Consider the following 14401-nt stretch of genomic DNA (forward strand, 5'->3'; position numbering starts at 1 on the left):
CGCTGACTTCAGCGTGGAGTTGGCCCTCGCCCCGGACTTCGGGTCCTTCGTCGAGGGCCTCTCTTCCGCCAGCGACTTCGACTGACGCGCTCCAGGGGCGCACCCAGCCGACCCTCGAACGCGGGACGGACCCCACCCATGTCACGGCAGGGCGAACGTTGCCTGATGCGGCACTAGTTGTCGCGGGCGGGCAGCTCCGAGAGCGCGGTGTCGCGCATGATGCGGTCGACCGTGTCCCGGAGGCTGCTGTCGCTGCCGATGATGGTCTCGATGCCGCCCGGTAGAAGGTCGTGTTCGCGGTACCAGTCGCGCAGTTCACGCTCGGTGACGGCCGCCGCCAGGTACCAGGGATCGGTTTTCGAGGCGTGGCGGACCAGCGTCTCGTCGATCGGGATGTCGAGGTAGTAGCAGTGGGTGATGCCGCGGTGATCGTCCACCAGGCGTGTGAGCATCTCGCCGTAGTGATCGGCGTACAGGATGCCTTCGATGACGACGTGGTAGCCGGCGCCCAATGCGTACCGGGCCACGGTGTCGATCAGGCCGATGTTCGCGCCGCCGGGCCGGTCCTGCTCGTGCAGCACGATCTGACGGAGATTGTCCTGGGCGACCACGGCCAGGCCCCGGCCGAACCGGTCCCGGATGCCAGCCGCCACCGACGACTTGCCCGACGCCGAGTTTCCCCGGACGATCACGAGCCGGGTCTCCGCGCTCCCTGCGGGCGCCCCGGCGGCCGGGAGCCTCGGGTGGCTCGTGGTGCTCATGCCGGCCATCCGACGACGGACAGCGGGCGGCCGGCGGTGATCTGCGCGAGCGCGTCGGCGGTGTCGCCGACGATGGGCTCCGGAAGCCCGTCCAGCGACCAGAAGCGGAGGGCGGCGCATTTGTCCGGTTCACGGTTGGCGATCTCGCCGGTGTAGGCGAAGAACAGTTGGAGGTGGCCGGCACCGTCGGCGGTGTCGAAGTGGTGGAGGGTGTGCACCCGGTCGAGGTCCTCCTCCCGGATGGTGATGTCGAGTTCCTCGTCGGCCTCGCGGGCCATGCCGGCCAGGACGGACTCTCCCGATTCGAGGTGGTCGGCCGTTCTCCGGGCATCTGCGTGCCGTAGAAATAACTCTCTGAGCATGGCGGAATTATGGATGGTCTGGGGCGCTGGTCCGTTGACTTCTCCAAGATGGTGGGGGCAGTTCCGTTTGCCGCCGAGGAGGAGTTCGCGTGGCTCGGCGACGTCCACGAGCGAGCCGCTCGGAACGGGGCTCGGCACGGCACTCCGATCTTGATCGCTCCCACGGGCCGCGAGTGAACCTGTTCTTCCGCACTGGCTCGATGGCCGGCGCACCGGCTAGGCAGTTTGGTTTGGATCATCGAGCGGACCAGAGGAAGATACCTGCGATGTGGAGCCCGGCCAGGTAGATGGTCGCGGTCTTCTCATATCGGGCGGCGATGCCTCGCCACTGCTTGAGGCGGTTGATGCACCGCTCAACGGTGTTCCGCTGCTCGTAGGTCTCGCGGTCGAAGGCGGGCGGCCTGCCTCCACGGCTGCCGCGTCGCAGGCGGTGGGCCCGTTGGTCCACCGGAACGGGAATCACCGTCCGGATGCCCCGCCTGCGCAGATGGTCGCGGATGGCACGCGAGGAGTACGCCTTGTCGGCCAGGACGACGTCCGTCCGGGTTCGGGGCCGCCCCCGCGGCCGGGGAACACGCAAGCGGGCCATCACGGCGGTGAAAGCGGGTGCGTCACCGGTTGCGCCCGTCCGTCGTCGTAATCCTGGTCCTCATCGACCGTACGGGGCCACGCCCGCCAGGCGGGCACGTCCGCAAGGTGGACTCCACCAACCCACCATCCGACGGCTCGGCACAGCGTGTGCGGCGCACCGAGCAAAGCGCGCGGCCGACACCGCCGGACGCACCACCACACCCGGCCCGCCGCAGACGCCGGGCCCGTAACCGGCTGGGCCGCCCAGGGGTTGGACGGGTCATGATTCTCCTCCACTGCCTCGGCCCGGCCGGTCCCCGGCACGACGTCACCGCCGCGCGGTGCGGCGGTGTCAGTGGCGCACCCAGGGCATCGCGAGTGCGTCGGCCCGGCCGCTCCACGACTCCGCGGACCAGCCGCTGACGCCCCACTGGCCGCCCCAGTCGTTGCCATCCCAGTCGCGGTTCGGCGTCCACAGCGGGCGCGGCGGCTGCGGCCCCCAGTGCTCGGGGTTCGGGGTGACCAGCCATTCGTCCTGGTGGGGGTAGCCGCCGGTGAGGACGGTGGCGACGAACCGTGCGAAGCCGCCCTCGTGGAGTTCGAGTTCGCCGTCGAGGCCTTCGCCGCAGTCGAAGACCGCGACCGGCCACCGGTCCGGGTCCGGATCGGTGGTCAGCCAGCAGGCGTAGGCGTGGTTGCTGTTCATGGCCCAGGGCAGGAGTCCGCCGGGGTCGGGGAAGACTGGGGTGTCCTTGTTCCAGAACCCGTGCTCGCTCTCGACGGTTTCACGGAACTCCTCATCGGCCCTGGTGCGCCAGCCCGCGAAGCCGCCGGGCAGGTTGTACGTGGCGTCCCGCCGGGGGGAGATCATGCCCCACTCGCCGTTGAAGTTCACCCCCCCGTACAGGTCGATGAACGCCCGGTAGTCCGAGGGTAGTTGGACGCCGAGTTCGGCAGGGGCGAGTTCCCAGGGCACCCTGGCCGGGGTGTAGGCCGGCTCCCCCATGATCGCGCGCAGCCGCTCGAAATCCGCCGTGGCCATGTGTCTTCCCCGTCTTCCGCTTCCGCTTTCCGGACGGGCCACACCGTAGACGAACCCTGTGACAAGGCGGACCACCCGCGATCAGGCGAAGGCGGCCCAGGTGCCCGCGGTAAGGCGCGCACGATGAGGACGGCCTTGTCGAGCTCCCAGCCGTGGTGCTGGTTGATCAGGTCGAACTGGACCCAGGCCCCGCGGCAGGGGCGCCACGGCCGCAGCACAGCGTTCGCGGTACGGCCATGCTCCACGCTTTGAGGGCCATGGCGGCAAGGTGCTCGGCAGCCTGGACGCCCTGGGTGACCCGTCCCGATGCTCTGGAACGCGGCCAAGCGGTGGAACGGTCCTTGCAACGACCAGTACTGCGGACCGGTGGTCTGACCTGCAACGCTGAGGCTGTCGTCCGCCGGCCCAATGAGCGGCGGGCAACCCCGGTTTGTTGCCTGCCCGTTGAAGCACGAGGAGAGTGAGCCCCTGATGACTCGGGACCTGATCACCGTCTGCCTGCCCCCGACCGGTCCGGCCGAGGTGCCAGCGGCGCTGGCCGCCGCGATGGCCCCGTTCTGGTACGACGCCCAGCCCCTGCCGGACGGCACCGTCCAGGGCGAGTGGGACTGGTGGCACATCTTCGGCGGAGACGACGACAACGGCTTCGCCGTCCGTCCCGGATACGAGGACGATCCCCGTTTGGTGCGCAACCCACTGTGGTCGGACGGCAGCGCGCGCAAGCCGCAGCCGGCCAGCCGATGCGACGGCGGTCCGCGCGGCCTGCTCGCCCTGGACGCCGACCGTGCGCCGGTCGCTGCCCAGGCCGGTGCCGACTGGGACGGCTGGGCCGAGTTCAGCGCCCGGTTCGAGCCCGCGCTGTCGCAACGCGCCATGGCTGAGGCCGAACCGGCCGGCCCGGACTCGGGGCGCCGCGCCTTCGCGGCCTTCCACGACCAGCCGGTCATCCGGGCACTGACCGCCTGGCGCGCGAGCGACCCCCAGGCGCCGAAGTGGACCGGGGTGCCGGACCCGGTCGCCCACTTCACCTGCGAGCGCGACCGGTTCATCCGCCAGAGGGCCTCCCGAGTGGTACCGACGAACGTCCTGCTCACCCTCGACGGCGAGTGGCTCGACGGCACCCACACCGCCATCGAGCCGGGAGCCCTCGTCGGGCACGCCTACTTCGACTACGCCGACCGCTACCTGGACACCCTCGCCGAGGACGCGCTGCTGATCCGGCTCCGCTTCCACTCCTGACATGGGCCAGGCCGTCCCCCGGGCGACGGCCTGACGAACGTGCCACCCCTCGGCTCGTTCTCCGCGAGTCCGAGGCCCGGGACAGGGCGGCGTACGTCGAACCGCTGCCCAGCCCAACACCGCCACCACACCCACTGAACCCACAGGCCATCCAGGCGCCAGCCACCCCAGCCCACACGGCACATACAGGGCTCTCATCCAGACCGCGGAAATCCCCACCACTTCTCACGCGGCCAACAAGTTCTCAGCCAACACCAAAACCCTCAGGTCAACCGGCCACGACAGCCAGCCGGCGACAACCCTCAGAACCGCCCCCGCTCCGAAAAACGACCCACCCACGGCCTGGTCCTCCCAACCAACCCATCAACCCCCAGCCCGAAAACAACCCTGCTCAGCCGATCACTGGCCCGCCACAACCGGCACCGACTCCTACCGCCTCGCCAGCACTTGGGCACGGACCGAAACGCCCGACAAGGTCAGCTGAACCCGTGAGTCTGCCCCGCCCGCGGCGGGGCAGACTCACCGCCGGGACGCCCGGACCGGCCCGTGAAATCCTCTCCATCATGTTCGAGAGCCAGCGCAGCCAGCGGTCTATCGCAAGCATCGAGGCCCACGTTCGCGGCTTCTTCACCGGCCACACGATCACGGTCGACGACTACGACCTGGGCCCCGGGCGGAGGAAAGCAGTTCCGGATCTGAGAATTTTTACCGTCAGCCCAGGGCCCCGCGCCGACAGCTGGGCCTACATCACCGCCGGCTGCTGGGTCCACCGCCGAGGCGGGCGGTCACGGCCTCGAATTCCTCCTCACCGCACCGGTCCGCGATGAGCGGTTCGCTGACCTTCTGGCCATGACCGCCTACTACCACGCCGAACACCACCTCGACCTTGAGCACAGCCTGCCCATCGGGGAGCCGTGGCTACCCGGCTCCCACTGTGATCACCTGCTGATCAGCCTCCCCTACCTACACGGTCCAGGCCTGGAGCACTGTCCGCTTCCCGACCGCCATGCCCGCATCCTCTGGGCTCTACCGGTCACCGCAGCCGAGCTGGCATACCGCCGCGAGCACGGCCACGAAGCCCTTGAACAGCTCTTCGACGAGCAGGCCATCGTCCCGACCGACCCGAGGCGGCCGTCTGTCGCCTGAGCCCCCAATGACTGATGCCCGTCATCACCAGAGCCACCGGGGGATGGCCCCAGAAATGGATGTGATTGCATGAGGGCACGCGCAATAGCATGGATGGCTGCGGGCGTGACGTTGTCGCTGTCTGTGGTCATTGGCCTCAGCGGAACGGCCCAGGCCTCCCACACCGCCCCTTACGTGCAGGAGGGGTCGCGCGGAACCGCCGTTTCGTGTGTTCAGGCCTTCCTGAACTCCGTCGGCCTCGGCCACAGGATCGCCGCGGATGGCGTCTTCGGGCCGGACACGAAGAGCATGGTCGAGGACTTCCAGCGTGCGTACGGCAATGGCCTCAGCATCGACGGCGTTGTCGGACCCAGGACCGGCACCGCCCTGTGGAATATGTATTGGCACGCAAATCCGCTGGGCGTCATGGACTATTGCTACGAGTACATCCCGACGACTCCGTAACCTCGCCGATGCCAGACGGCCCTGCCACTCCTTCACAGGAGTGGCAGGGCCGTCTGGCATCGGGGATGCCGTCAATCGGCACCGGTGGTGATGGCTCAGTACGCTCAACGAGGACGGCTCGTCGAACCTCGCACCGCACCACACAGCCCTGGCCCCCACATGCGGGCCGAATCCACCGTACGGGGCCGCGCCCGCCAGGCGGGAACGCTCACGAAGTGAGGCCGCCACCCGCTTTCTGGCCTGGGACCGGAGCGGCGTCCGGCCTTCACCGGACGCGCGGCCGACACCGCCGGACGCCACCACCACACCCGACCCGCACAGGCGCGGAATTACCAGGGACCTTGGCTGGCCCGCTGAGCTGCAGAGATGCCCCCTTGCGCTCCGAGCGGGGGTGCTGGCATCAGGAGTCACATCAGGTGGTGCAGCAGGAGTCACATCGGGAGCTACATCAGGAGTTGCACCAGGAGGTCCGGGAGGGGCCGTTCCCGGGCCGCGTGGGCCCACGCCACACACACCGGGGCCGGACATGAGGTCAGAGCGCCGTGGCGCTTCGCCAGGGGCCGTCCGTGAGCACTGCGGCCCCGGACCGGCCGGGCCCGGGACCCTGGGCCACCGCGGGGCAGACGCCTTCGAACCGGCCCACAAGGGCCGTCGTCCAACAACCGATCGAGTGTGGGCATGTCAGAAGGGGAGTCTCCTGCCGGCCCGAACCACCGTCAAGAGCCGGCACACCCTTCACCCCGGCGAACCGGAACTCCAGCTCTCCGAAGTGCCGCACACCCGCCAGGTTCGTCGCGGTGAACAGCGCCATGTCTGGTCCTGGGGCTCGAGCTCAGGTCGACGACGTGCTGTTCGAGGGTGGTGATCCGGGCCTTCCGGCCGGTGGCTTCCGGGCGCGTGGACTGTGCGCCGCGGGACGCCGTATGCCGCTCGATCGTGCAGATCACATGGATGTAGAGTCCACTAACCTTGCCGTGGTGAACGTATTAAAGGAACACCTCACCGGTGCACTGACTCGGCTGCGTCTGGTGACCAGATCCAGGGCGGCACTGGTAACGCTGTCGATTCTGGGTACGGCACTTGTCGTGGTACCAGGAGCTTCCCCTGCCGCCGCGGCGCCGTTACGGCAGACGTCCATCATCACCAACAACATCCAGGGTGAGGGCGGCGGGACGGCCAGCAAGTGGACCACGGAGGTCCAGCGTTACGCCGAGTCTGTCAATATCGTCCTGGTCCAGGAAGCCGGGCCCCAGGGCCCGAGTTCTGCCACCCGGCAGGCGGACATCACCACCGCGGACGGTGACACCGTCCGGCACTCGATGTGGCAGCCGCTCACCAGTCGGCGGCAGCCCAACCCGTACCACGTCTTTTTCATCCAGACCGACGACAACGGCGGCCGGGGCCAAGGTGGCCGGGTGAACCTGGCGACCATCACCCATGACCAGCCCGACGAGGTACGCGTCGTCACCAACCCGCTCGAGCGGGGCCGGGCCGCGCTGGGCGTCCGGTTCGGAGACGACTGGTACTTCAACGTGCACGGCCTGTCGAGCGGCGGCGGTGACTCCAACACCCTGCTGACGGCGATCCGCGACTCCGTCCGCTCCTGGGGCGCGCAGTACCGCTGGACGGCCGGTGGCGATTTCAACGTCGACCCGCGGACGCTGCAAGACCGGGCCGACTTCCCGGTCGGCGCCCACGTCTACGACTCCAGACGTCCCACCCACCAGCACGGCGGCGAACTGGACTACTTCGTCAGTTCCGACGACCGCACCGGCAATGCCAGGGCGATCCGTATGGACGCAGGCAGCAGCGACCACTACCCCGTGTGGTGGAACGGCATGCAGGCGGCGGCGGAACCGCCGGAGCTGAAGGTGATGCCGCTGGGCGACTCGACCTTGGGCCCCGCCGATAAGATCGGCTACGGCGTCACCCTGGCCGGCTCGCTCTATGCCCTGATCTCGCTCGTCTCCAAGAAGCGGGACGTACCGGTGGACTTCGTCGGCTCCGGCTCGACTGGGCAGAAGGGAGACCCGGCCTACGAGGGCGCTCCCGGCGAGCAGATCAGCGCCATCGCCAAGCGGTCCACGACCGCCCTGCCGAAGTACCGGCCCAACATCGTGACGCTGCAGGCCGGCACGTACGACATGCGGGACGGCAAGCAGGACGGCGCCGCGCAGCGGCTGAAGGACCTGGTCGACCAGATCCAGAAGGACAACCCGGGCACGGTCGTGGCACTCGCCACCCTGGGTCCGGCGACCGACCCCGTCGTCCAGGCCCGGATCACCGCCTACAACGCCGAGATCCGCACGATGGTCGGCGCCTGGCAGAGCGAGGGACGGTACGTCGTCCTGGCCGACACCGACGCCATGACCACCGAGGACCTGTCCGGTGACGGACTGACGCCGAACGACGGGGGCAACCAGAAGATCGCTGAGGCGTTCGAGGACGCCATCCGCTGGGCTCTCGTCATGGACTGGGTCCCGGAACCACGAGCCGGCGGCGGGAAGGTGCCACTGAAGGTGATGGTGGTGGGCGATTCGATGAGCCAGGGCTACGAAGGTGACTGGACCTGGCGTTACCGCCTTTGGGAATGGTTCAAGAAGGAGCACATCGACGTCGATTTCGTCGGTCCGTACCAGGGAACCCGTCCTCAGGAATCTCCCAAGCCCCCGCCCGTGCCGCCGTTGCAGGGGGAAGCCCCGCCACCGGCTCAGAGCGCTCCCGTCACCTCGGGCGCGTATGCCACCGGGGTCGCGAAGGACTTCGACCCCGACCACTTCTCGGTCTGGGGCCGGCAGGCGGCACAGGACCAGAAACTGATTGCCGAACAGGTGGCGAAGTACCAGCCCGACCTGCTCCTGGTCGGACTCGGCTTCAACGACATGGGTTGGTTCGTCAGCGGCCCGGAAGGCACGCTGGACAGTATGCGGACGCTCGTCGACCAGGCCCGCGCCGCCAAACCGGACCTCGACCTCGCCGTGGCCAATGTTCCCCAGCGGACGTTCATCGGCGGCCGGGACGACCTGCCCGTCAACACCACCAAGTACAACAGCATGCTCGCGGCCGCGATCCCGTCGTGGAACAACGACAAGTCCCGCGTTGCCCTGGTCGACTGGGCCGGCAACTACAGCTGCGACACGCATGACTGCCCTGCCGGCTACGACGGGCTGCACCCCAACGCCCTGGGCGAATACCAGATCGCCCAGGCATTCGTGCGCACCTTGCACGACAGCTACGGTCTCGGCAGCCAACTGATCGACATTCCCGCGCATGTCCCCGACCGGCCGGCGCCCGCGCCGGACAGGGTCTGGATCGACTCCGGGGCGAGCGGCATCACCGTGAACTGGGAACCGGTCTTCGGCGCCCACGGATACACCGTCCGACACCGGATCCAGGGCTCCGGCACCTGGACCGAGACACCGGTCAAAGCACCCCGCTTCGACACCACCTGGACCCTCGACGGGTGGAAGTGGGAATACCAGGTCCGTACCGACAACGGTGAGGACGGGAAGTCCGAGTGGTCCCACACGGTCGGTGGTGTCGCACACCCGGAAACCGCCGCGGCCCCCAAGGGAATCGTCACCCGGGCCACCGCCACCGGCGTCGACGTGTCCTGGGACGCGGCGACCGGCCCGTACACCGACACGATCGACCGGTACGAGATCATCACCTGGGACAGGGACACCCCCGGCGCGATCCTCAACAGCACCGCGGTCAGGGGGAATTCGGCGCACGTCGACGGGCTGCGGGAGGGCCACCACTACCTCGTCGCAGTCGCCACCTGGAACGCCGCCGGTGGCGGCATGCCGGGCGTCGCCCGGTCCGTCACCGTCGGGGCCGGCACACCTCCGGCACCCGCCGGTCTGAAGGTCACCTCCACCGACGCCACTACCGTCCAACTGTCGTGGATCGGGTCCGTGTGGGCCGCCGGTTACCGCGTCTGGATCCGTAACGTCGACGACAGCAGCGGGTCCAAGCACGACGGCAGCGGCTTCAAGGCCGACGAGTACATCACCAACGAGACCAGCCGGGGCATCGCCTACCTCGTCCCCGGCGTCTGGAACTACGAATTCTGCGTCACCGCCATCAACGGCGAAGCGGAATCCGCCAAGTCCAACTGCGTGATCGCACCAAAGCCGTCGGCCGCAGCCCAGACGCCGGCCCCGACGGACCCGAAGAAGGGCGCACCGCCCTCCGCCCTGATCCAGGCCCCGCGCGCACCGGCCGGGTTGGCCGGGTTGGCCGGGTAACAGGGGCCGCACTCCAGTGAGGAGGCGGTGGGTGAACGCCTCACCGCCTCCTCACTCAGGGTGGCACACGTCCGAGACACCCTGGGACGTCGCGTCCCGGCAGCTCGAATCGCCGTGAGACGGAGCCGGAGGCGTCCGCTCGTGAGGCCGGGTGCCGGGAGTCGGCTCCTGCCGGGTACTACCGGCAACTGCGCCAGGGGCTGTCGGAACCGGATCCGGCGGCCTTCGCGGATCGGGAGAGAGGGGCCTCGACCCCGAACTCGCCGCGAAGTCGACCGGCTCACGTCCCAGGACGAGCCCCCGCACCGACCGGTCCGGCGCACGGAGATGCTGCGCCACATGGAGCAGCTACGGGCCCGGACAACCGGCCTGGGACGGGTCGACCAGCGCCTGGGTGAGGATCAGCTCTCCGGAGGACTTCAGGGTCTCGACGAACTCGCGGTGCCCGGCGCCGAGCGCCGCCTTCTCCTCGTCGGCCAGCGCGTCCAGCACGGCCGGGTCGATGTGCAGGCCGGTCATGAACTTCATCGCGTACTCCTCGTCGTGGGGCCCCGGCGGGGCCCTTCGACCGTCGGTCGGAGCCGCCGGCGCGTTCTTGACGTCCCTCACCGGAGAATCTCCCACCCTCACCGGAGAATCTCCCACGACTTTCCGACGGCCACCGGGCTGGTGGTGGTGGCGTGCCGGGTCATCACCGTGGGCACGCTCGGCGACCGGATCGGCCGGCGCCGTCTGCTGCCGACCGGCGCGGCTGCGGCCCGTTCCGGAGGAGCCGCTGACGGAGCCTGCGATGGCGCTGCGCGGCGGACTGAACGGCCGGGCTTGAACCTGACACTGGTGTCAGCTCCTACTTTCGGGGTGCGACGAACGCAGCACCCGTGAAAGGGGAGGAACGATGGGCGAGTTGACCGGCAAGGTGGCTCTGGTGACCGGCGGAAGCCGGGGGATCGGCGCGGCGGTGGCCAAGCGGCTGGCAGCCGGCGGCGCGGCGGTGGCGCTGACGTACGTCCGGGCCGAGGAGCAGGCTCGGGCGGTGGTTCAGGAGATCGAGGCGGCCGGCGGCCGGGCGGTGGCGATCAGGGCGGACCTGGCGGAGCCGGGCGCCGCCGCGCGGGCGGTGGAGGAGACGGTCCGCGAACTGGGCGGGATCGACGTCCTGGTGAACAACGCGGGCTTCCTCACCTACGGTCCGCTCGGCGAGGTGTCGGTCGAGGAGCTCGACCGGGTGCTCGCCGTCGACATCCGGTCGGTGTTCCTGGCCGCCCAGGCCGCCGCCCGGCACATGGGCGAGGGCAGCCGGATCATCAGCATCGGCTCCTGCTTCAACGGGCGCGTCCCCGGTGCGGGCTTCGTCCTCCAGGCGACCGCGAAGACCGCGCTCACCGGGCTGACCAAGGGTCTGGCCCGGGAGCTCGGGCCGCGCGGGATCACCGCCACCCTCGTCGACCCCGGTCCGATCGACACCGACATGAACCCGGCCGACGGTGACTCCGCCGACTTCCAGCGGGGGCTGACCGCCCTGGGGCGCTACGGCGCGGCCGAGGACATCGCCGCCGCCGTGGCCTTCCTGGCCGGCCCCGGCGGGCGCTACGTCACCGGCACCGCGCTGGCGGTGGACGGTGGTTACACCGCCTGAACCGGCGCGACCGTGCGGCCGAGCGGTGGCTCAGCGCCGGCTCAGCGGCGGTCGTGGTCGCCGGTGGCGCCGTCGGTGAGTTCGCGCAGGATGTCCATGTGCCCGGCGTGCCGGGCGGTTTCGGTGGCCATGTGGATCAGGACCCAGCGCAGTGACACCGTCCGGCCGGACCAGGAGGTGCCGAGGGAGTCCAGCTCCAGCCGGTCGACGGCCTCGTCGGCGGCGGCGCGTGCCCGGGCGTAGAAGGCCGGCACGTCCGCCGTCGACTCGTGCGGCTCGATCCTCATGTCGGAGGTTTCGTCGGCGTCGAGGTCGAACGGCAGCGGGCCGGTCTCCAAGCCGAAGGTCGCGCGGAACCAGCCGAGTTCGGCGCCGTCGAGGTGTTTGACCAGCCCCAGCAGATTGGTGCCCGAGGGCGTCAGGGGCCGGCGCAGCTGCTCGTCGTCCAGGCCGTCGGCCTTCCACAGCACCGTGTCGCGGTGCCGGTCGAGGGCCGCGTGCAGGCTTTCCTTCTCGCCGCCGGTGTACGGCACGGTCCTGATCATGGCGCGGACGGTGGCAGAGCCCTCGGACACCGGCCGGTGGGTGCCGTGTGGCGGGGGCTCGTTCCGCTTGTCCGACGACCTACCAAGTGCCTTTGTGTTGAGTCTTGTCGGTTTCTGTTAGGTGCAATATCGTATGGCACCGCCGCCGACACCGGGCGGATCCACCTCGCGCCGAGCTCGGAGCCCTTTCGGTGGCCCGCGTCCGGCTCCCTCACCCACTCGGGAAGCCCCCACATGCGCAGAACACCCCACCGCGTCGTCGGCGTGCTCGCCGCGACGGCCCTCGCGGCCTCCGGTCTCGGAGTCGCCACGCTCACCACCGCCACGCCGGCCGCCGCCCTCGGCAACGGCGCCGCCCTGACCCCGCCCATGGGCTGGAACTCCTGGAACAGCATCGGTGCCTACGTCACCGAGAGCGAGATCAAGCAGACCATCGACTTCATGTCGGCCAACGGCCTGGTACAGGCGGGCTACGACACCGTCACCGTCGACGACGGCTGGTCGGCGCGTCACCGCGACGGCCAGAGCACGGACTTCGTGAAGACCGCCGACGGCGCCATGCAGCTCTACGACGACAACGGCAGCCCGGTCAGCGGCACCGACGGCCGGGGGAACGACCCGACCAGCGGTCACCTCGTCCCCGAGCCCAACCAGTTCCCCGCGCAGACCGTCGACGGCAGAACCGTCAACGGCATCCAGTACCTCGCCTGGTACGCCCACAGCAAGGGCATGAAGTTCGGCCTCTACGCCACCGACACCTACACCACCTGCCAGGGCCACCCCGGCAGCCTCGGGCACGAGAGCACCGACGCCGCGGACTTCGTCTCCTGGGGTGTCGACTTCGTCAAGTACGACGACTGCCCCTACGGCCCCACCATCTACGGCCCCGACGGCTACGCCTACTACCCGCAGGGCGAGGGCAAGGAGCTCACCCGCTCCATCTACGCCCGGACCCAGACCTTCCAGCGCGCCCTCGACGCGGCGACCGGTGCCGCGGGCAAGCCCAAGGTCACCCTCAGCCTGTCCGCGCAGCCCGCGCACACCGGCATCCCCTACCTGCTGAGCGCCGACGACCCGGCCCGGACCGATCCGCTGATCACCGCGGCCGGCACCCCGCCGCACCAGGCGCCCGGCTACTCGCCCACCGGCGTCTGGTGCGGCCAGGTCGCCAACGCGTGCCGGATCGGCGGCGACCGGGACAGCGAACTGGACGGCGTGCTCTACAACGGCCAGCTGCAGACCGCCCTGCGGTACCCGGGCAACGTCCACCCGGGCAGCTGGAACGACCTGGACATGATGTTCGCCGGCTGGCAGGACACCTACGGCGTCTGGGGGGTCACCGACACCTCCCGGGGCCACAAGCCCTTCACGGACGACGAGTCGCGCACCGAGCTGTCCGTCCTGTCGATGATGGCGGCCCCGCTCATCTCCGGCGCCGACCTGCGCACCGCCGCCGATTCGCAGCACACCGCGAACGGCTACACGTGGTCCACCGGCATCAGCTCCTCCGCGCTGTCGCTGCTCAAGAACCGCGACATGATCGCCATCGACCAGGACGGCCTCGCCAAGCCGGCCACCCTGGTCGGCAGGGCCCCCTCCTCACCGACCGCCCCGGTGGTCCTCAAGCGCCGACTCGCCAACGGAGACCTGGCGGTGGCACTGGTCAACCAGGACCCGAACAACTGGGCCATGATCAGCGCGAGCTTCACCGACCTCGGCCTGACCGGCTCCTCCTACGGCTACCGGGAGCTGTGGACCGGCACCACCGGCACCGCCACCGGCTCGGTCGGCGGCACCTGGATCCCCGCGCACGGCGTCGCGCTCTACCGCATCGCCGGCGCGGGCACCGGTACGGGCGGCGGCACCGGGGGCAACGGGCCGGCCGTGGTCGGCGACGGCGAATACCACGTGATCAGCGCGGGCGGCACCGGGGGACAGGTGCTCGAAGTCCAGGGCGGCTGCTCCGCACCGGTCGGCGGCAATTCCGTCGTCAACGCCTACCGCGGCGGTGACGCCGCCCAGCAGTGGCTGTTCACGCCCAACCCGGACGGCACCGTGACGATCACCGACAACTGCTACACCGCAGCCCAGGCGCACACCGTGCTCGCCGGTGGCAGCGGCGTCGGCAGCGCGTACCTGCTCGACGCTTCGCCCGGCAATCCCTGGCAGAAGTGGAAGGTCGCCCAGAACGGCGGTGGCGCGCTCACCGTCACCAACGTCGGCAACGGTCTGACCCTGGACGTCGCCGGCACCGCGGCAGGCTCCACGGCCATGACCAACCCGGCCGACCCGGCTGCGGCCGGCCAGAGTTGGACCGTCGCCTCCTGACCGAACGCCAGGCCCGACCGGGACCGGACGGGCCCCGGCCGGTCGACGCCGACCGGCCGGGGCCCGGTGTTCCGGTCC

At 69.9% G+C, this 14401-nt stretch carries 10 protein-coding genes and 2 pseudogenes; 6 read left to right on the forward strand and 6 right to left on the reverse strand.

The genetic code is table 11. The features are described 5' to 3' along the window. Positions 1-173: 173 nt before the first annotated feature. The 4 genes and pseudogenes from IF30_RS0136865 to IF30_RS0136885 form a co-directional block, all read right to left on the reverse strand. On the reverse strand, positions 174-761 hold the full coding sequence (locus tag IF30_RS0136865; protein WP_051712029.1) for a kinase: 588 nt from the start codon (positions 759-761) through the stop codon (positions 174-176). Further along, complete coding sequence (locus IF30_RS0136870; protein ID WP_107054614.1) at positions 758-1123, reverse strand: NUDIX domain-containing protein; 366 nt, start codon at positions 1121-1123, stop codon at positions 758-760. The genes IF30_RS0136865 and IF30_RS0136870 overlap by 4 nt, the downstream gene beginning before the upstream one ends. A gap of 235 nt (positions 1124-1358) precedes the next feature. Beyond that, positions 1359-1748, reverse strand: a pseudogene (locus IF30_RS0136880) (transposase); the annotation flags it as partial. Positions 1749-2045: 297 nt separating this feature from the next. Then, the gene (locus IF30_RS0136885) at positions 2046-2735 is read right to left on the reverse strand and encodes an SMI1/KNR4 family protein (RefSeq protein WP_030246802.1); all 690 of its coding nucleotides are present in this window, start codon (positions 2733-2735) and stop codon (positions 2046-2048) included. 471 nt (positions 2736-3206) lie between these two features. Between IF30_RS0136885 and IF30_RS44290 the strand changes: the two genes are divergently transcribed. The 4 genes and pseudogenes from IF30_RS44290 (at position 3207) to IF30_RS0136910 (ending at position 9814) form a co-directional block, all read left to right on the forward strand. Then, positions 3207-3974, forward strand: a complete 768-nt coding sequence (locus IF30_RS44290) for a hypothetical protein (RefSeq protein ID WP_051712033.1) — start codon at positions 3207-3209, stop codon at positions 3972-3974. A gap of 834 nt (positions 3975-4808) precedes the next feature. Continuing rightward, a pseudogene (locus IF30_RS49945) lies at positions 4809-5120 on the forward strand (suppressor of fused domain protein); the annotation flags it as partial. A gap of 93 nt (positions 5121-5213) precedes the next feature. Then, entirely contained in the window at positions 5214-5564 is a 351-nt protein-coding gene (locus tag IF30_RS44295; RefSeq protein WP_051712035.1) for a peptidoglycan-binding domain-containing protein, read from the forward strand. Positions 5565-6361: 797 nt separating this feature from the next. Further along, on the forward strand, positions 6362-9814 hold the full coding sequence (locus tag IF30_RS0136910; protein WP_158835795.1) for a GDSL-type esterase/lipase family protein: 3453 nt from the start codon (positions 6362-6364) through the stop codon (positions 9812-9814). 348 nt (positions 9815-10162) lie between these two features. Here IF30_RS0136910 and IF30_RS42570 read toward each other — a convergent pair whose 3' ends face one another. Then, positions 10163-10342: a hypothetical protein gene (locus IF30_RS42570; RefSeq protein WP_037902490.1), complete on the reverse strand. Its 180-nt coding sequence runs from the start codon at positions 10340-10342 to the stop codon at positions 10163-10165. Positions 10343-10709: 367 nt separating this feature from the next. Between IF30_RS42570 and IF30_RS0136920 the strand changes: the two genes are divergently transcribed. Further along, a complete protein-coding gene (locus IF30_RS0136920; RefSeq protein ID WP_030246814.1) occupies positions 10710-11450 on the forward strand; it encodes an SDR family oxidoreductase in 741 nt (246 codons plus the stop codon). A gap of 41 nt (positions 11451-11491) precedes the next feature. Here IF30_RS0136920 and IF30_RS0136925 read toward each other — a convergent pair whose 3' ends face one another. Continuing rightward, positions 11492-11995: a DinB family protein gene (locus IF30_RS0136925; protein ID WP_030246816.1), complete on the reverse strand. Its 504-nt coding sequence runs from the start codon at positions 11993-11995 to the stop codon at positions 11492-11494. A 234-nt stretch (positions 11996-12229) separates the two neighbouring features. On the opposite strand from IF30_RS0136925, the gene IF30_RS0136930 reads away from it, so the two are divergent. Further along, entirely contained in the window at positions 12230-14323 is a 2094-nt protein-coding gene (locus IF30_RS0136930; protein WP_030246818.1) for an alpha-galactosidase, read from the forward strand. The last annotated feature ends 78 nt before the right edge of the window (positions 14324-14401 follow it).

It is taken from the genome of Streptomyces sp. NRRL S-350, assembly GCF_000719705.1.
In the GTDB taxonomy this organism is placed as follows: domain Bacteria; phylum Actinomycetota; class Actinomycetes; order Streptomycetales; family Streptomycetaceae; genus Kitasatospora.